Source organism: Streptomyces resistomycificus, assembly GCF_001514265.1.
Lineage (GTDB): Bacteria > Actinomycetota > Actinomycetes > Streptomycetales > Streptomycetaceae > Streptomyces > Streptomyces resistomycificus.
Genome location: NZ_KQ948998.1, coordinates 203,293 through 219,433, shown reverse-complemented (window position 1 = coordinate 219,433; position 16,141 = coordinate 203,293). Strand labels below are relative to the sequence as shown.

The following is a 16,141-nucleotide window of genomic DNA, read 5'->3' as shown; positions in this document are numbered from 1 at the left end:
GCACCACCGTGACGCTCCCCTCCGTCCACGCCGTCGACGACGACACCACCGAGGTCCTCAAGGTCCCCGACTTCCGGCGGCTGTGGGCCGCCAACGGGTTCCGATACGCGGCCTCGGAGGTCGCCGGGTTCGCCCTGCCCGTGACCGCTCTCCTGCTGCTGCACGCACCGCCCCTGGTGATGAGCCTGATCTTCGTCTGCAGCCGCGCCGGGTTCCTGACCGTGGGTCTGCCGGCCGGTGTCTGGATCGACCGCTGGCGCAAGAAACCCGTGCTCGTCTGCGCGGACGTCGTCTACGCGGTCGCCTTCGGCAGCATCCCCGTCGCCTACGTCCTGGGCGTCCTCACCGTGGCCCAACTGGTCGTGGTGGCCCTGCTGGTGAGCCTGGCCGGCGTCTTCTTCGACGTCGCCCACAGCAGTGTGCTGCCGTACCTGCTGCCCCGACGGCGCGTGGCGGACGGCAACGCCCGGCTCCAGACGTCCGAGACCACCATCCAGGCGATCTCCCCCGGCGTCGCCGGCGTCCTGACCCAGGGGGTCGCGGCACCCGTCCTCTACTGCTTCGCCACCCTCTGCCATCTCACGTCGGTCCTGCTGCTGCGCCGCATCCACCCGGACGGCGACGTGGCCCGGGGCAAGGCCGTGCCCGAACGGAAGTTCCGCCGCGAGATCACCGACGGCATCGGCATCCTGTTCCGCCAGCCACTGCTGAGGCTGCTGCTCAACCAGGCTGCCCTGAACAACATCGGCGCGGGCATCATCCTGGCGATGCTGCCGGTCTTCCTCCTCAAGGAGATCGGCATCGCCCCCTGGATGTTCGGTCTGCTCTCCACCCTCGGCGCCCTCGCCGGACTCACGGCCTCCCTGCTCGCCCCCAGGCTGCGGCGCCGGTACGGGGAGATACGGATGACCCTCGTCTTCTCCGCGCTGGCCCCGTTCGCCGTACTGGCGGCGCCCCTGGCCGGAGACTTCCGGGGCGCCGCGGTGCCGCTCGTCGCCCTGGCGGAGATCCTCATCGGCTTCGCCATCGTCGGCCGGTCGGTGTCCACGGCGGGACTTCGCGCCCGGGTGACCCCGAACGAGTACATGGGGAGGGTCACCGCCGCCTACAGCGTCGTCGTCCAGGGCGCCACACCCCTGGGCGCACTCGTCGGCGGTGTGGTCGCCGACCGCTGGTCCACCGGTACGGCCCTGTGGGCGGGAGCGCTGGCCATGGGCGTTCCGCTCGTCCTGCTGCTGCTCTCCCCGCTGCGCGGCTACCGGCGGCTCCCCGCCGAGTGGGAGGTCTGACCCCCGGGGCCTGAAACCACGTCACCCGCCGAACCATCGCCCGTCCACCTGGAGACGAACATGTCCGCACCCAAGACGCGCATCACCGCACTGGAACAGGCCGCGGCCGACTACGAGGAACACGGCTTCGCCATCATCCGCGACGTCATCACCGAGGACCTGCTCGCAGAGGCGCGCGCCCACGTCGAGTGGCTCACCGCCAGGTACCCGCAGCTGCGGCCGGAGCACCTCCACCACCCCCTCATCCGCAACGACGCCTTCTGGGTACGGCTCATATCGGACCCGCGGCTCGTGGACATCGGCGCGTACTTCCTCGGCCCGGACCTCGCCTGCTTCACTGCGCACTACATCTGCAAGCCGCCCTACGACGGCCAGCCCGTGCTGTGGCACCAGGACGGCGCGTACTGGAAGCTGGCGCCGATGAACGCGCTGACGGTGTGGCTGGCCGTCGACGAGAGCACCACCGAGAACGGCTGCCTGCGCATGATCCCCGGCAGCCACAAGCTGCCGCTGTACCCGCCGAACCCGCGCACGGACCGGCCCAACATGCTCTTCTCGGAGGCCGACGGGGGACTGGTGCGCGCGTGGGCCGAGGAGCGGGGCGTCGTGGACATCGAACTCAACCCCGGTGACGTCTCCATCCACCACCCGCACCTGCTGCACTGCTCCGAGGCCAACACCTCGCCCAAGCGGCGCTGCGGCCTCGACATCGGCTACATCGCCACCTCCACCCGGATCGAGAGCCAGGGCCTCTACCTGGACCCCGTCCTGGTCCGCGGCGAACCCGTCGACGGCGTGAACACCTACCGTCGCCTGCCGCGCTACTCGCCCGGCGAGACCATCCCGTTCGCCGGCCACGACACCTGGAACGACCAGCCGGCCGTCGCCCCGCCGGGCGCCCGGGCCGACGAGGCTCCCCTCGCCACGACCGCGCGCATGATCGAGCGGCTGAGGGAAGGCACCGTCGCCCGCTGACCGCGGGGTCGCCGAACGGAGGGACGAGGACATGCAGAGAGTTGTCTACCTGCGGGACCGGGACGACGGCCAGCGGATGAAGGACGTCGTCTACGTCCATCCGCCGCGCTACAAGGGCGAGGACTTCCAGAACCCGGCCGGCCTGCCACGCCCCGTGGTGGGCGGACTGCCCTACCCCTGGGTCACCCCCATGGGCGACGGGGTACCGCTCTTCCGCGAGATCGAGCGGGCGAAGGCGGAGCTGTGCCGTCGGCTCTGGGGCTGCCAGGTGTGCGGGGACGACCTGGACGTCACGGCCTGGGTGGCCCTCCAGGAGCCGAGGGACGGATCGGCGGTGGTGTCCTCCGCCGCCCTCCACGCCGAGTGCCTCCGGATCGCCGTCCGGTACTGCCCGGTGCTCGGTGACCCGGGGGCGGGATACGTCTTCACGGAGGTGTACCAGGACGACGTCGTCGCCGTGCCCGACACCTCCCCGGACCGCGACTCCCGTCTGCCCGCGGCCCGTTGGCACCTGCGCGCGGTCGCCGCGACCTCGCGGCCGGACCGGGTCCGCAGCTTTCGCGCGCTGTCCGAGGTGCGCGGGTGACCCTGCCTAGGGTGTCTTCATGCCCTCTTCCGACGAGCCGGAGTCCCGCCCCTTCGAGACCGTGTCCGACCTGGACAGCTGGCTCACCTCCCACCCCGCCCCCCACCCCGGCCTCTGGGTCGAGATCGCCAAGAAGTCCTCGGGGCTGCCCTCCGTCACCGCCGCCGAGGTCAACGACGCAGCCCTGTGCCACGGCTGGATCACCGGCCTGCGCAAGAGCCTCGACGCCACGCACTACCGGCAACGGATCACCCCGCGCCGCCCCGGCAGCCTCTGGTCGATGGTCAACGTCCGGCGCGTGGAGGAACTGACGGCGGCCGGCCGCATGCGTCCCGCCGGACTCGCCGAGGTGGACGCGGCCAGGGCCGACGGCAGGTGGTCCGCCGCGTACGAGTCGCAGCGCGATGCCACCGTCCCCGACGACCTCGCCGCGGCACTGGCGCGGGATCCTCGCGCCCGGGCCGCCTTCGAGGGCCTCGGCAGGACGGACCAGTACCTCGCCATGCTCCCCGTGCTGCGTGCCCGCACCCCGGAGAGCCGCGCGGCCCAGGTGGCGGTGGCCGTCGACAGGCTGGCACAGCGTTGACACGCCGAGCGCCCGCCCTCCCGGTACGCGGGTGGAGGGCGGGTGCGCTCAGGGATCGACGGGGCGCGCGGCGAACCGGAGTCGCCGCGGGCCGGCTCACGGGTTCTTGATCGCCGAGATGTCGAAGTTCAGCTTGATCTTGTCGGAGACGAGGACGCCGCCGGTCTCCAGCGCGGCGTTCCAGGTCAGGCCCCACTCGGAGCGGAGGATCTCCGCCTTGCCCTCGAAACCGACGCGCTCGTTGCCGAAGGGGTCCTTCGCGGCGCCGTTGAACTCGAGGTCGATGGTGAGCGGCTTGGTGACGCCGAGGATGGAGAGGTCGCCGGTGATGCGGTAGTCGTCGCCGCCGAGAGCCTCCGCCGAGGTGGAGCGGAAGGTCATCGCCGGGAACTCGTCCGTCTTGAAGAAGTCCGCGCTCTTGAGGTGGCCGTCGCGGTCCGCGGAGCCCGTGTCGATGCTGTCCATCTTGACGTCGATGGACGCGCTGGACGCGGACGGGTCGGTGCCGTCGAGGTGCAGCGAGCCGCTGAAGTCGAGGAACCTGCCCTTGACGTTGGTGACCATGGCGTGCCGGGCGACGAAACCGAGCGTGCTGTGGGCCGGGTCGATCGAGTAGTCGCCGGTCAGCGCGGCGAGGTCGGGGTTCACGGCGGCCGCCGAGGCGGTCGTGTCCGTGCTGTCCTTGCGGCCGAAGATGCTCATGGTGTGCTCCTTGAGAGAGAATGTTGAACGTTCAACTTTGCCAACAAGGGAGACCGTAGACCTATTCCGCGCCCCCTGCAATGCCGTCGGCGGAGTGTTGGCGTGAGCGAGCCGAGGTGATAGAGGACATGGGCATGACGCACCAGCGCCGAGCCCTCGCCTCCGTGAGAACCACCCGCCGCGCCCTCCTGCTCACGGCCGCCCTGATGGCGACGGCCGCCGCGGCGGGCCCCGGGAGCCGGTCCGGCGGCAGCGCCGAGGACGCCCGGGGCGACGACGACCCCTACGCCGCCCTCCGCCGACGCTGGCTCGACATCGCCCTCGGCACCGGCTACGACCCCACCGCCGAGCCCTACGCCGCCCGCCTCGCCGAAACCGGCGACCTGGCCCGCGGCTTCCGCGCCACCATGGCCCCCGCCCCGGCCTCCCTCTGGCCGGACCGCCCCTACGACCCGCCCGCCGGCATCACCCAGAGCTACGGCCGCCTGTGGACCATGACCCAGGCGTACGTCCGGCAGGGCACCGGCTCCACCGCCGACCCCGCACTCCTGGCGGACGTGATCCGAGGCCTCGACCACCTCTCCGCGACCGTCTACAACCCCTCCACCACCCGCTACGGCAACTGGTGGGAATGGCAGGTCGGCAGCCCCCGCCTGCTCATGGACCTCACGGCCGCCCTGTACGACCACCTCACCGACGCCCAACGGGCCGCCGCCTGCGCCGCCGTCGACCACTTCGTCCCCGACACGATGCTCACCGACTACTCCGGCACCTCCACCGGCGCCAACCGTGTCGACCTGTGCCGCTCGGTGGCCCTGCGCGGCGTCCTGGGGCGCGCGGACGCCAAGATCTCCCTCGCCCGCGACGCGCTGTCGCCGGTCTTCCCGTACGTCACCGAAGGCGACGGGCTCTATGCCGACGGCTCCTTCGTGCAGCACACCCGCGTCGCCTACTCGGGAACGTACGGCCAGGTCATGCTCGACGGCCTCGGCCGCCTCTTCGCGCTGCTCGCCGGATCCGCCTGGGAGGTGACGGACCCGAACCGGCAGATCGTCCTGGACAGCGTCGAGCGCGCCTACGCACCCCTGATCCACGACGGGTTGGTGATGGACTGCGTCAACGGCCGTGCCATCAGCCGCGGTCACCTCAAGGCCGACGACCGCCAGGTTTTGCGCAGCGACCACTTCCACGGGCACGGCGTCATCGCCGCCGTCGCCCTGCTCGCCGAAGGCGCGAGCGCGGCAGAGCGCGAGCGCTGGTACGGACGGGTCAAGGGCTGGATCGAACGGGACACCGTGGCACCCGTCCTGACGGCGCGGCAGTTCGACGTGGCCGACCTGGCCCGGCTGCACGCCGTCGCCGACTCGCCGGTGGCACCCGCACCCGAACCCGTCGGCCACCACCTCTTCGCGGCCATGGACCGGGCCGTCCACCGCCGCCCGGCCTTCACCGCGAGCATCGCCATGGCGAGCGACCGCGTCGCCTTCTACGAGTGCGGCAACGGCGAGAACCCGCGCGGCTGGCACACGGGGGCGGGCATGCTCTCCTGGTGGCCGACGGGGCGCGCGGACCAGTACACCGACTGGTACTGGCCCACCGTCGACTGGTACCGGCTCCCCGGCACCACCGTCTCCACCCGGCGCCTCCCGGACCGGGCGGGCGGCGAGTGGGGCGAGCCCAGACCGGAGGTGCGGTGGGTCGGCGGCACGACCGACGGCGAGTACGCGGCCATCGGCCAGCACCTGAAGGGGCTCGGCTCGACCCTGGAGGCCCGCATGTCGTGGTTCTGCCTCGACGACGCGGTCGTCTGCCTCGGTGCCGGCATCACCTGCGCCGACGGCGTCCCCGTCGAGACGGTCGTCGACAACCGCAACCTGGGGGAGGGCGGCGCCCAGGAGTTCACACGGGGCCGGGACTGGGCTCACCTGGAGGACCACGGAGGCTGGGTGGTCATGCGAGGCAGCCTGCGGACGCTCCGCGAGGACCGCACCGGCGCCTGGTCCGACATCAACACCGGCAGCACGACCGAGCGCCGTACCCGCCGCTGGCAGACGCTCTGGCTGGACCACGGCACCGACCCGAGGGACGCCTCCCACGCCTACGTCCTGCTGCCCGGAGCCTCCCGCCGCACGGTCGCCGCCCGAGCCGCCGACCGCCACTGGCTGGCGGTCCCCGCCAACGACCGCCTGCGCCAGGCCGTCCACGTCCCCTCCCTCGGCGTCACGGCCGTCAACTTCTGGCAGGGCGGCACGGCCGGCGGACTGACCGTCTCGGCCGGCGCGAGCGTGCTGGTCCGCCGCCGCGGCCGCACCGCTACCCTCTGCGTGAGCGAACCGCCCCGCACCGGAGAGCCCCTCGAGCTCACCTGGGACCGGCCGGTGGGCGAGGTGATCCGCGCGGACGACTCGGTCGAGGTGCTCGCCGCAGACCGCCGATTGCGCCTCCGTGTCACTCCGGGGAGGGCATGTGCCACCCATGAATGTGAGGTGGCTCTCACCGGATGAGTTTGTGCGACCTCTACAACGGCGACGCCCTCTGAGCAGTCGGAACGCCTGCATGCCGCCCAGGTTCTGTTCAGGGGTACCAGGAAAACGGTCCGGAGACTGTGAAGAGTCGACGGCGAGCTTTTCTCGGTGGTGTTCGTAAGGTCGCTACATGACCGTTTTGGATGAGGCGCCGGGTGAGTCGACGGGCGAGCCGACGGACGCGCGTGGGCGGGTCGCCGAGCTGCACGAGATCCGTACGCAGGCGCTGGCCGGCCCGGGCGAGAAGGCGACCGCGGCGCAGCACGCCAAGGGCAAGCTGACCGCCCGGGAGCGCATCGAACTGCTCCTGGACCCGGGCTCCTTCCGGGAGGTCGAGCAGCTGCGACGGCACCGCGCCACCGGCTTCGGCCTGGAGGCCAAGAAGCCGTACACGGACGGTGTGATCACCGGCTGGGGCACGGTGGAGGGCCGCACGGTCTTCGTCTACGCCCATGACTTCCGCATCTTCGGCGGCGCGCTGGGCGAGGCCCACGCCACGAAGATCCACAAGATCATGGACATGGCCATCGCGGCCGGCGCGCCCCTGGTCTCCCTGAACGACGGCGCCGGCGCCCGCATCCAGGAGGGCGTCAGCGCGCTCGCCGGATACGGCGGCATCTTCCAGCGCAACACCAGGGCCTCCGGCGTCATCCCGCAGATCTCGGTGATGCTCGGCCCGTGCGCGGGCGGCGCGGCCTACAGCCCCGCCCTGACGGACTTCGTCTTCATGGTCCGCGAGACCTCGCAGATGTTCATCACCGGCCCGGACGTCGTCAAGGCGGTCACCGGCGAGGAGATCACCCAGAACGGCCTCGGCGGCGCGGACGTGCACGCGGAGACGTCCGGCGTGGCGCACTTCGCCTACGACGACGAGGAGACGTGCCTCGCCGAGGTGCGTTACCTGCTGTCGATGCTCCCGCAGAACAACCGCGAGAACCCGCCCCGGGTGGAGCCGAGCGACGAGACGGACCGCCGCAGCGACGTCCTGCTCGACCTGGTCCCCGCCGACGGCAACCGGCCGTACGACATGACCAAGGTCATCGAGGAGATCGTCGACGACGGCGACTACCTCGAGGTCCACGAGCGCTGGGCCCGCAACATCATCTGCGCCCTGGCCCGGCTGGACGGCCAGGTCGTCGGCATCGTCGCCAACCAGCCGTCCTCGCTGGCCGGCGTCCTGGACATCGAGGCGAGCGAAAAAGCTGCACGCTTTGTCCAGATGTGCGACGCTTTTAACATCCCGATCATCACTTTCCTGGACGTCCCCGGGTTCCTCCCGGGCGTCGACCAGGAGCACGGCGGGATCATCCGGCACGGAGCGAAGCTGCTCTACGCCTACTGCAACGCGACCGTGCCGAGGATCTCCCTGATCCTGCGCAAGGCCTACGGAGGTGCGTACATCGTCATGGACAGCCAGTCCATCGGTGCGGACCTCACCTACGCCTGGCCCACCAACGAGATCGCCGTCATGGGCGCGGAAGGCGCGGCCAACGTGATCTTCCGCCGCCAGATCGCCGAGGCCGAGGACCCCGAGGCCATGCGGGCCCGCATGGTCAAGGAGTACAAGTCCGAGCTCATGCACCCGTACTACGCGGCCGAACGCGGCCTGGTCGACGACGTCATCGACCCCGCCGAGACCCGCGAGATCCTGATCAAGTCCCTGGCGATGCTGCACACCAAGCACGCCGACCTGCCGTCCCGCAAGCACGGCAACCCCCCGCAGTAACCCGGCGGATCCTTCGCGGTACCCCCGCGGAAACCTCTCTCACGGAGACTGACACCCATGAACACCCCTGACATTCGTGTCGAGAAGGGCCACGCCGAGCCCGAGGAAGTCGCCGCCATCACGGCCCTCCTCCTGGCCCGCGCGGCCGCCGCCCCGGCTGCCCCGACCCACCGTGGCCGCCCGAAGGCCGGCTGGCGCCGCCTGGAGCGCGAGCCCGGCTTCCGCGCCCCGCACAGCTGGCGCTGAGCCCAGCGCAGGACCTGCGAAGGCCCCGACCGCCCACTTGGGCGGCCGGGGCCTTCGCGCGTACGTTGAGGCCCTACGACCGGCAGGGGGAGACGGTGGGCGTACCGGGCGAGTTGGCGGAAGAGATCGAACTGGTCGACGCGATGGTGAAGCGCTTGGCGCGGCGGCCGATCGACTTCACCGACCCCGACTGGCACAGACGCCTGCGGGAAGGGCCCAGGCCGCTGGACGAGGCGAACGTCCGCGAGGAGGCGGAAGCCGCCCTGAGCCGACTGCTCGACCTCTACGAGCGCGGCGACGAGCAGACCCGGAGCGAGGTGCGCGCGCTCCTGGAGCGCTGCCACTCGTTCCACTGGGCCACGGGACTTCCCGCGGCGCGGACCCCCGACGGCTTCCGCCGTCACGTCGTGTATCTGTCCGCCAGGGACCACGGCCGCGACACCCGGGACGAGATGGTCGCGTCGAACCGGCTGTGCGAGCAGGCCCGTGGCGCGCAGGTCGACACCCGGCCCCTCCTCCTGGAGGTCGCCGAGATCTCCGGCGACGAGGAGAGGTACGGGATGGGATCCATCCGGCAGATCCTGCTCAGAGCGGCCGGTCGCGACCCCGCGGGGCTCTGGTGACCCGAGAACACGCGAAACGGCCCCCGTACCTCCCGAGGGAGGTGCGGGGGCCGTCCGGTGTCCGTGGCTAGCGCAGACGCGCCATCAGGGCGTGCTCGACGAGCGTGATCAGCGCCGACTTCGCGTCCGCGCGGTGGCGGGCGTCCGTCGTGATGATCGGGGTGTCGGGGCCGATCTGCAGGGCCTCGCGCACCTCGTCCGGGTTGTACGGCTGGTTGCCGTCGAAGCCGTTGAGCGCGATGACGAAGGGCAGGCCGCTGTTCTCGAAGTAGTCGACGGCGGGGAAGCAGTCGGCGAGGCGGCGGGTGTCCACCAGCACGATGGCGCCGATCGCGCCGCGCACCAGGTCGTCCCACATGAACCAGAAGCGGTCCTGGCCGGGGGTGCCGAACAGGTACAGGATCAGGTCCTGGTCCAGCGTGATGCGGCCGAAGTCCATGGCGACCGTGGTGGTCGTCTTGTCCCCGGTGTGGGTCAGGTCGTCGATGCCCGCCGAAGCGGACGTCATGACGGCCTCGGTGCGCAGCGGGTTGATCTCCGAGACGGCCCCGACGAACGTGGTCTTACCCACGCCGAAGCCACCCGCCACCACGATCTTCGCCGAGGTGGTGGAGCGGGAAGGACCGCCGCTAGAGCTTGCGAAGTCCACTGAGCACCCTTTCGAGCAGTGTCACGTCTGGCTGGCCGCCGGCGTTCTCGTCGCCGCCGGGCTGATGGATGGCGACCAGGCCTGCCTCCGCCAAGTCGGCGACGAGGATCCTGGCCACGCCGAGTGGGATCGTCAGGAGGGCCGAGATCTCGGCCACCGACTTGATCTCCCGGCAGAGATTGCAGATCCGCTGATGCTCGGGCAGCTGACCCTGCATCTGGTGCGGTTGAGCGGTGGTGTGCACCAGCGCCTCGATGGCGAGCTGGTAGCGGGGCCTGGTACGACCGCCCGTCATGGCGTACGGGCGCACCAGGGGGTTGTTCGACGAGCCTGCGGGCGCGGGCTCAGGGGCGCGTCGCTGCGGCTGCACAGGCTGGATGCGCGGCGCGGGCGGCTGGTCGTACGGCGACGGCCCGGGACCCTGGGGGCCCTGGGGCGCGTACGGCTGACGCCGCTGCTGGCTGGGGGCGGAGGGGAAGTTGTAACGGTTCGGGTTCTGGGAACCGTCGCCCTGGCCCTGGGCAGGGCCGTACGACCAGTTGCCCGAAGGTGAACCGCCTGGGGGTGTTGCCACTTTCTCTCCTCCTCCGACTGTGCCGGGCACCCATCAATGTGGAGCCGCGTCCCGAAACCTTACGGCCCCGGGACGCCAAAACGCACCGTCTGTCTGTCAGTTGAGCAGGCTCCCCTGGAGCTCCGCACGCAGATCGGGCGTCAGGACCGTTCCGGCACGGTCCACCAGAAGCGCCATCTCATACCCGATGAGACCGATGTCCGCCTCCGGATGTGCGAGAACCGCCAGCGACGAACCGTCGGACACGGACATGATGAACAGGAATCCCCGCTCCATCTCCACAACCGTCTGGTTCACGCTGCCGCCCTCGAAGATGCGGGAGGCGCCTGCCGTCAGAGACGTCAGACCGGAGGCGACGGCCGCGAGCTGGTCGGCACGGTCGCGCGGAAAGCCTTCGGACATCGCCAGAAGGAGTCCGTCGGCGGAGACCACCACCGTGTGGGACACCCCGGGGGTGTTGTCCACGAAGTTGGTGATCAACCAGTTCAGGTTCTGTGCCGCCTGGCTCATCGGGCTCACACTAACGCTCCTGGTTGTAGGTGCTGTCAGGACCGAAGCCCTGGCCGTTCGTTTCGCTGCTTTCGTTGCGTCCCCGCTGGACACCACGGCGCAGGTTGCTCAGCCTGCCCCGGACGTCCTCGGGAGCGCGGGAGACCTGTGGGCCTCCCTGGGGAGTGGTCTCGGCGGCTCCCTCGACCAGGTTGGCCTTGGGTACCCGCCGCGGCAGGCCGGAGGAGGTGACCCCGCCCGCCTTGGGCTTGCGAAGAGCCGAGGCCTGCTGCCAGCGCTCGTCGTTCGACGAACGCCAGTCGCCGTTGCGCTCCGCGGGGGCCGCCGCGGGGGCCGACGGCTCCTGGGTCGCGTGCCGTGCGCCGCCCGAGCCGTTCGCGCCGCTCGCGGTGGATCCGCGGCGCGGGAGCCCGGCGTCGGTCAGGTTCTGGCCGACAGAGGCGGCCGGTCCCGGACGGTCGAAGCCTACGCGGTCCTGCTCGCTCACGTCAGCGGCCTGCGCAGATTCCGCTTGCGGAGCGTACTGGTCCTGGTATCCGTTGCGGTAGTCGTCCTGCTGCGGCCAGTCGTCCTGATAGGACTGCTCTTCGAAGGCCGAGAACGTCTCCGGTGCGGCGGCACGGGACCGAGCGGGCTCCTCGCGGGCCGGCTCCGGATACGTCGGCTCCGGATAGGTCGGCTCCGGGTAACCGCCGTTGGACGAGAAGGTGTCGTTCTGCGGCAGCCCGCCGTTCGGCGCGTAGTACGAGTCGTCGTACGCCGGCTGCTGCGGCTCGTCGTAAGCGGTCCGCTGCGGGTCCTCGTATGCCGTCTGCTGCTGGTCCTCGTAGGACGGCTGGTGCGGGTCCTCGTACGCCGTCTGGGGGTCGTACGACGGCTGATGCGGGTCCTGGTAGCCGCCCTGCCCGTTGAAGCCCTCGGCGTACGCGGCGGAGTCCGGGGACTGCTCGCCGGGCAGCTGGCCGTGGGTCGACTCCAGGGCCGCGCGGCGCTCCTCGCGCATCAGCGAACGGCCCACGGGGTCCAGCTCGCGGATGTCGTCCGGGACCTCGGTGTAGCGGCTGTCGTCGAAGCCGAGCTCCGCGGCCGTGCGCATCGGCAGGCCGTTGTTGAAGTTCTCGCCCTGGAAGTTCTGCTGCTCCGGGATGATCTGCGAGACCGTGAACTCGTCGCGCTGCTGCTCGCCGCCACTGCCGCCGTGCGTGATCGCGTCGGGCAGCATGACCAGCGAGGTGGTGCCGGCCTGCTCGCCGGAGGGACGCAGCTGGACGCGGATGCCGTGCCGGTCGGACAGGCGGCCGACCACGAACAGGCCCATGCGCTGCGAGATCGCGGCGTCCACGGTCGGCGGGTTCGCCAGCTTGTGGTTGATGTCCGCGAAGTCCTCGGCGGTGAGGCCGATGCCCTTGTCGTGGATCTCGATCATCACGCGGCCGTCGGGGAGACGGGTCGCGGTCACGCGGACCTTGGTCTGCGGGGAGGAGAACGTGGTGGCGTTCTCCAGGAGCTCGGCCAGCAGGTGCACGAGGTCGGTCACGGCACGGCCGTGGATCTCGGCCTCCGGGACGCCCGACAGCTCGATGCGCTCGTACTGCTCCACCTCGGAGGAGGCGGCGCGCAGCACGTCGACCAGCGGGACCGGCTGGTCCCAGCGGCGGCCGGGCTCCTCGCCGGCGAGGACCAGGAGGTTCTCGCCGTTGCGGCGCATACGGGTGGCCAGGTGGTCCAGCTTGAAGAGGTTCTCCAGCTGGTCCGGGTCGGCCTCGTTGTTCTCCAGGTCGGTGATCAGGGTCAGCTGGCCCTCGATCAGCGACTGGTTGCGGCGCGACAGGTTGGTGAAGATCGCGTTGATGTTGCCCCGCAGCAGGGCCTGCTCGGCGGCGAGTCGCACAGCCTCGCGGTGGACCTGGTCGAAGGCCCGGGCGACCTCGCCGATCTCGTCCCTGGTGGTGATCGGGATGGGCTGGACACGGGTGTCCACGCGGCCGGGGTCGGTGCGGGAGAGCTGGTCGACCAGCATCGGCAGACGCTGCTCGGCGATACCGAAGGCGGCGTTGCGCAGCTGGCGCATCGCGCGGCTCATCTGGCGGGCCACCATGCCGGCCAGGATGAACGCGGCGAGCAGGGCGATCACGACGGCGGCACCGGTGATGAGCGCGTCGCGCTTGGCGCTGTCGGCGATGTCGGAGGCCTCGCCCACCGCGGTGTCGGCCAGATCCGTCTCGATCTTGTTGTACGCGTTGAACTTGAGCGTGGTGACCGCCCACCAGTTCTGCGCGGTGATGCCCTCCTGGGCCAGCGCGGCGCGCTCACTGGTGTCCGTGGAGGTCAGCGAGGCGAGCTTCGTGACCATCAAGGTGGGGTCGGCGGGCGGCTCGACGTAGTCCGGGTCCTTGGCCTTGGCCGCCTTGGCCATGGCCGCGCCCTCGGCCTTGATCTGCGTCTGGGCCGTCGCCAGCTTGGCGACGTCCGCCTCGGTGCCGCCGCTCTCGTACTCCTGGATGGCGATGCCCTCCAGGTACGCGTACGAGGTGAGGGCGACACGCTGCTTGGCCAGGTCGGCGGCCTCGGGGCCGGGCTTGATCAGCATGTGCATGCCGATGGAGCGGTCCAGGGACACCGCGCCCTTGGTCAGCGAGATGGCGTAGACCGTACGGCCGTAGCTGGTGATGTTGCCGGTGCCCAGACCGAGCTCGTTGGCGAACTCCAGCAGCCTGTGCTCGGTGTCGACGTAGCCCTCTTCGGTCTCGACGCCGGAGAGCTGGTCGGTGTAGGCGGCCTTGCGGAGCTTCGCCAGGTTCGGCTCCACCTCGCGGAAGCGTTCCAGGCGCCGCTTCAGGTTGGGCCGGTCCGGCATGCTCCGGACGGCCTCGTCGAAGGCGTCGGCGGCCCTGTCGGTGTTCGCGCGGGCCTCTACGACCGTCTTGTCCTTCTCGCCCTTGCCCTGGAGCAGGGGCGCGGCGGTGACGTCGCGCTCGACGAGCAGTTCGTTGCCGTAGGCCAGCGCGGCCCGCACCAGACGCGCGGTGTTCTCCGCGTCCTCGGCCTCCTGCCAGGTGTCGATCGAGCTCTTCACCTGGAAGCCGCCCATGACGAGGCCGACCAGCACGGGTATGAGCAGGATCGCGTTCAGCCGGGTCGGTACCCGCCAGTTGCGCGGGGAGAAACGGCCGCCGCTCGAAGCGGGGGTGGCCGTCGGCTCCGAACCGGGCACAGGGGCGGACGCCGCTCCGCGCGGCGGCGGGGTGAAGTTGCCCCGGGCCGACGGCTCGGGACCGTTCTTGCTTCGCCTCACTCGACCAACAACCTTCCGGCGGTCGGCACCTAACGTTGTGCCGCAGTGTCTCAGAGCCCGGTTCGCCAACGACTGTGAGTACGTCTTTGACTATTGGGCAGTTCAGGCATTCCAGCATGTCGTCCTGCGCACCACCAAACATGGGAGAGCGTGGATACGACGTGATGTAAGCCCCAGATAAAACGGTCATAAAGCGCGAGCCCCGTCAAAAGACGGGGCTTTCGTGCGCGCAGCGACACCGCTTGACCGCGTCGCGTGGCCGTACCGACGGATACCTCTGCCGAAACGTTATGAACACCGGGGCCGACCGTGTCAAAGGACACAGCCGGCTCCGAAGCGTCTACGGCAACTTCCGTCTGGAACTGCCGATTTGGTCTTACCTCAGCCGTGCCATCAGAGCGTGCTCCACCAGCGTGATCAGCGCACTCTTGGCGTCGGAGCGGTGGCGGGCGTCCGTCGTGATGATCGGGGTGTCGGGGCCGATCTGCAGCGCCTCGCGCACCTCCTCGGGAGCGTACGGCTGGTGCCCCTCGAAGCCGTTGAGCGCGACGACGAAGGGCAGGCCGCTGTTCTCGAAGTAGTCGACGGCGGGGAAGCAGTCGGCGAGGCGGCGGGTGTCCACCAGCACGATGGCGCCGATCGCGCCGCGCACCAGGTCGTCCCACATGAACCAGAAGCGGTCCTGGCCGGGGGTGCCGAACAGGTACAGGATCAGGTCCTGGTCCAGCGTGATGCGGCCGAAGTCCATGGCGACCGTCGTGGTCGTCTTGCCTCCGGTGTGGGTCAGGTCGTCGATGCCCGCCGAAGCGGACGTCATGACGGCCTCCGTGCGCAGCGGGTTGATCTCGGAGACGGCGCCCACGAACGTGGTCTTGCCTACGCCGAAGCCACCGGCCACCACGATCTTCGCGGAGGTGGTCGCCCGGCCTCCGTCAGAGCTTGCGAAGTCCACTGAGCACCCTTTCGAGCAGTGTCACGTCCGGAGCGCCGGTGCTGTCGTCGCCACCCGGCTGGTGGATGGCGACGAGTCCGGCCTCCGCGAGGTCCGCGACGAGGATGCGGGCCACGCCGAGCGGCATGGCCAGGAGCGCCGACACCTCGGCGACCGACTTCACCTCGCGGCACAGGTGGCAGATCCGCTGGTGCTCCGGGAGCAGTCCCATGAGCGCCGCTGGGTCGGCCGTGGTGCTGATCAGGGCCTCGATGGCGAGCTGGTAGCGCGGCCGGGTCCGGCCGCCGGTCATCGCGTACGGACGTACCAGCGGCTGGTCGCCCTCATCCTCGTACGGCTCCGCGTACGGATCATGAGAGGCGGTGGGCGGGGTCATGAGTCCTCCGGGCGGGACAGCAAGTCGGTCAGCAAGCCGTCCGAAGAGGCCGGTGGGGGGAATGTGTCGGCCGGACGGTGTTTTGGTGAGACGGGTGGATCCGGACGGGTCAGTGGAGCAGACTGCCTTGGAGTTCGGCGCGCAGATCGGGCGTGAGCACCGCGCCCGCGCGGTCGACCAGGAGCGCCATCTCGTAGCCGACGAGGCCGATGTCGCAGTCGGGGTGGGCGAGTACGGCGAGGGACGAGCCGTCCGAGACGGACATCAGGAAGAGGAATCCCCGCTCCATCTCGACGACCGTCTGCGCCACGCTGCCCCCCTCGAAGATCCGGGACGCGCCGGCCGTCAGTGAGGTGAGGCCGGAGGCGACGGCGGCCAGCTGGTCGGCACGGTCCCGCGGGAAACCCTCGGACATCGCCAGCAGAAGGCCGTCGGCGGACACGACGACGGTGTGGGACACCCCGGGGGTGTTGTCCACGAAGTTGGTGATCAACCAGTTCAGGTTCTGTGCCGCCTGGCTCATCGGA

16 protein-coding genes are annotated in these 16,141 nt (G+C 70.5%); 8 read left to right on the top strand and 8 right to left on the bottom strand.

Annotated features, from left to right (window positions below):
- Positions 1–8 precede the first annotated feature (8 nt).
- From AQJ84_RS29990 to AQJ84_RS29975, 4 genes are read left to right on the top strand one after another with little or no spacing between them, the layout of a single operon-like run.
- A complete protein-coding gene (locus AQJ84_RS29990; protein WP_051869900.1) occupies positions 9–1,289 on the top strand; it encodes an MFS transporter in 1,281 nt (426 codons plus the stop codon).
- Between the two features lie 60 nt (positions 1,290–1,349).
- Entirely contained in the window at positions 1,350–2,264 is a 915-nt protein-coding gene (locus tag AQJ84_RS29985; RefSeq protein WP_030040473.1) for a phytanoyl-CoA dioxygenase family protein, read from the top strand.
- Positions 2,265–2,295: 31 nt separating this feature from the next.
- On the top strand, positions 2,296–2,850 hold the full coding sequence (locus tag AQJ84_RS29980; RefSeq protein ID WP_030040472.1) for a hypothetical protein: 555 nt from the start codon (positions 2,296–2,298) through the stop codon (positions 2,848–2,850).
- 19 nt (positions 2,851–2,869) lie between these two features.
- Positions 2,870–3,436: a YdeI/OmpD-associated family protein gene (locus tag AQJ84_RS29975; protein WP_030040471.1), complete on the top strand. Its 567-nt coding sequence runs from the start codon at positions 2,870–2,872 to the stop codon at positions 3,434–3,436.
- Between the two features lie 96 nt (positions 3,437–3,532).
- On the opposite strand, the gene AQJ84_RS29970 is transcribed toward AQJ84_RS29975, so the two are convergent.
- Entirely contained in the window at positions 3,533–4,138 is a 606-nt protein-coding gene (locus AQJ84_RS29970) for a YceI family protein (RefSeq protein ID WP_030040470.1), read from the bottom strand.
- Between the two features lie 128 nt (positions 4,139–4,266).
- Here AQJ84_RS29970 and AQJ84_RS29965 point away from each other — a divergent pair, with 128 nt between their 5' ends.
- The 4 genes from AQJ84_RS29965 (at position 4,267) to AQJ84_RS29950 (ending at position 9,258) form a co-directional block, all read left to right on the top strand.
- Entirely contained in the window at positions 4,267–6,642 is a 2,376-nt protein-coding gene (locus tag AQJ84_RS29965; protein WP_374935400.1) for a polysaccharide lyase 8 family protein, read from the top strand.
- Between the two features lie 151 nt (positions 6,643–6,793).
- Entirely contained in the window at positions 6,794–8,389 is a 1,596-nt protein-coding gene (locus AQJ84_RS29960) for an acyl-CoA carboxylase subunit beta (protein ID WP_030040468.1), read from the top strand.
- 57 nt (positions 8,390–8,446) lie between these two features.
- Complete coding sequence (locus AQJ84_RS29955; RefSeq protein WP_030040467.1) at positions 8,447–8,635, top strand: acyl-CoA carboxylase epsilon subunit; 189 nt, start codon at positions 8,447–8,449, stop codon at positions 8,633–8,635.
- Positions 8,636–8,730: 95 nt separating this feature from the next.
- On the top strand, positions 8,731–9,258 hold the full coding sequence (locus tag AQJ84_RS29950) for a hypothetical protein (RefSeq protein WP_030040466.1): 528 nt from the start codon (positions 8,731–8,733) through the stop codon (positions 9,256–9,258).
- Between the two features lie 67 nt (positions 9,259–9,325).
- Here the strand turns inward: AQJ84_RS29950 and AQJ84_RS29945 are convergent, their stop codons facing one another.
- The 7 genes from AQJ84_RS29945 to AQJ84_RS29915 form a co-directional block, all read right to left on the bottom strand.
- Positions 9,326–9,907, bottom strand: coding sequence for a GTP-binding protein (locus AQJ84_RS29945; RefSeq protein ID WP_026248371.1), 582 nt, complete (start codon positions 9,905–9,907; stop codon positions 9,326–9,328).
- Positions 9,888–10,481 (bottom strand): DUF742 domain-containing protein, encoded by a 594-nt coding sequence (locus AQJ84_RS29940; RefSeq protein WP_030040464.1) that lies wholly within the window; start codon positions 10,479–10,481, stop codon positions 9,888–9,890. Before AQJ84_RS29940 ends, AQJ84_RS29945 begins: the two co-directional genes overlap by 20 nt.
- A gap of 96 nt (positions 10,482–10,577) precedes the next feature.
- Positions 10,578–10,991 carry a roadblock/LC7 domain-containing protein gene (locus tag AQJ84_RS29935; protein WP_005479603.1) on the bottom strand — a complete coding sequence of 138 codons (414 nt, stop codon included), beginning with the start codon at positions 10,989–10,991 and terminating at the stop codon, positions 10,578–10,580.
- A gap of 10 nt (positions 10,992–11,001) precedes the next feature.
- Positions 11,002–14,286, bottom strand: coding sequence for a nitrate- and nitrite sensing domain-containing protein (locus tag AQJ84_RS29930; RefSeq protein WP_053191548.1), 3,285 nt, complete (start codon positions 14,284–14,286; stop codon positions 11,002–11,004).
- A gap of 376 nt (positions 14,287–14,662) precedes the next feature.
- On the bottom strand, positions 14,663–15,238 hold the full coding sequence (locus tag AQJ84_RS29925; RefSeq protein WP_046258886.1) for a GTP-binding protein: 576 nt from the start codon (positions 15,236–15,238) through the stop codon (positions 14,663–14,665).
- Positions 15,219–15,614, bottom strand: coding sequence for a DUF742 domain-containing protein (locus AQJ84_RS29920; RefSeq protein WP_030045307.1), 396 nt, complete (start codon positions 15,612–15,614; stop codon positions 15,219–15,221). The genes AQJ84_RS29925 and AQJ84_RS29920 overlap by 20 nt, the downstream gene beginning before the upstream one ends.
- 109 nt (positions 15,615–15,723) lie before the next feature.
- The gene (locus AQJ84_RS29915; protein ID WP_030611534.1) at positions 15,724–16,137 is read right to left on the bottom strand and encodes a roadblock/LC7 domain-containing protein; all 414 of its coding nucleotides are present in this window, start codon (positions 16,135–16,137) and stop codon (positions 15,724–15,726) included.
- Between the last annotated feature and the right edge of the window lie 4 nt (positions 16,138–16,141).

Coding starts and splice junctions, on each gene's coding strand:
- AQJ84_RS29970 (WP_030040470.1), bottom strand. CDS start 4,138: ATGAGCATCTTCGGCCGCAAGGACAGCACGGACACGACCGCCTCGGCG.
- AQJ84_RS29960 (WP_030040468.1), top strand. CDS start 6,794: ATGACCGTTTTGGATGAGGCGCCGGGTGAGTCGACGGGCGAGCCGACG.
- AQJ84_RS29955 (WP_030040467.1), top strand. CDS start 8,447: ATGAACACCCCTGACATTCGTGTCGAGAAGGGCCACGCCGAGCCCGAG.
- AQJ84_RS29980 (WP_030040472.1), top strand. CDS start 2,296: ATGCAGAGAGTTGTCTACCTGCGGGACCGGGACGACGGCCAGCGGATG.
- AQJ84_RS29915 (WP_030611534.1), bottom strand. CDS start 16,137: ATGAGCCAGGCGGCACAGAACCTGAACTGGTTGATCACCAACTTCGTG.
- AQJ84_RS29965 (WP_374935400.1), top strand. CDS start 4,267: ATGGGCATGACGCACCAGCGCCGAGCCCTCGCCTCCGTGAGAACCACC.
- AQJ84_RS29985 (WP_030040473.1), top strand. CDS start 1,350: ATGTCCGCACCCAAGACGCGCATCACCGCACTGGAACAGGCCGCGGCC.
- AQJ84_RS29975 (WP_030040471.1), top strand. CDS start 2,870: ATGCCCTCTTCCGACGAGCCGGAGTCCCGCCCCTTCGAGACCGTGTCC.
- AQJ84_RS29935 (WP_005479603.1), bottom strand. CDS start 10,991: ATGAGCCAGGCGGCACAGAACCTGAACTGGTTGATCACCAACTTCGTG.
- AQJ84_RS29920 (WP_030045307.1), bottom strand. CDS start 15,614: ATGACCCCGCCCACCGCCTCTCATGATCCGTACGCGGAGCCGTACGAG.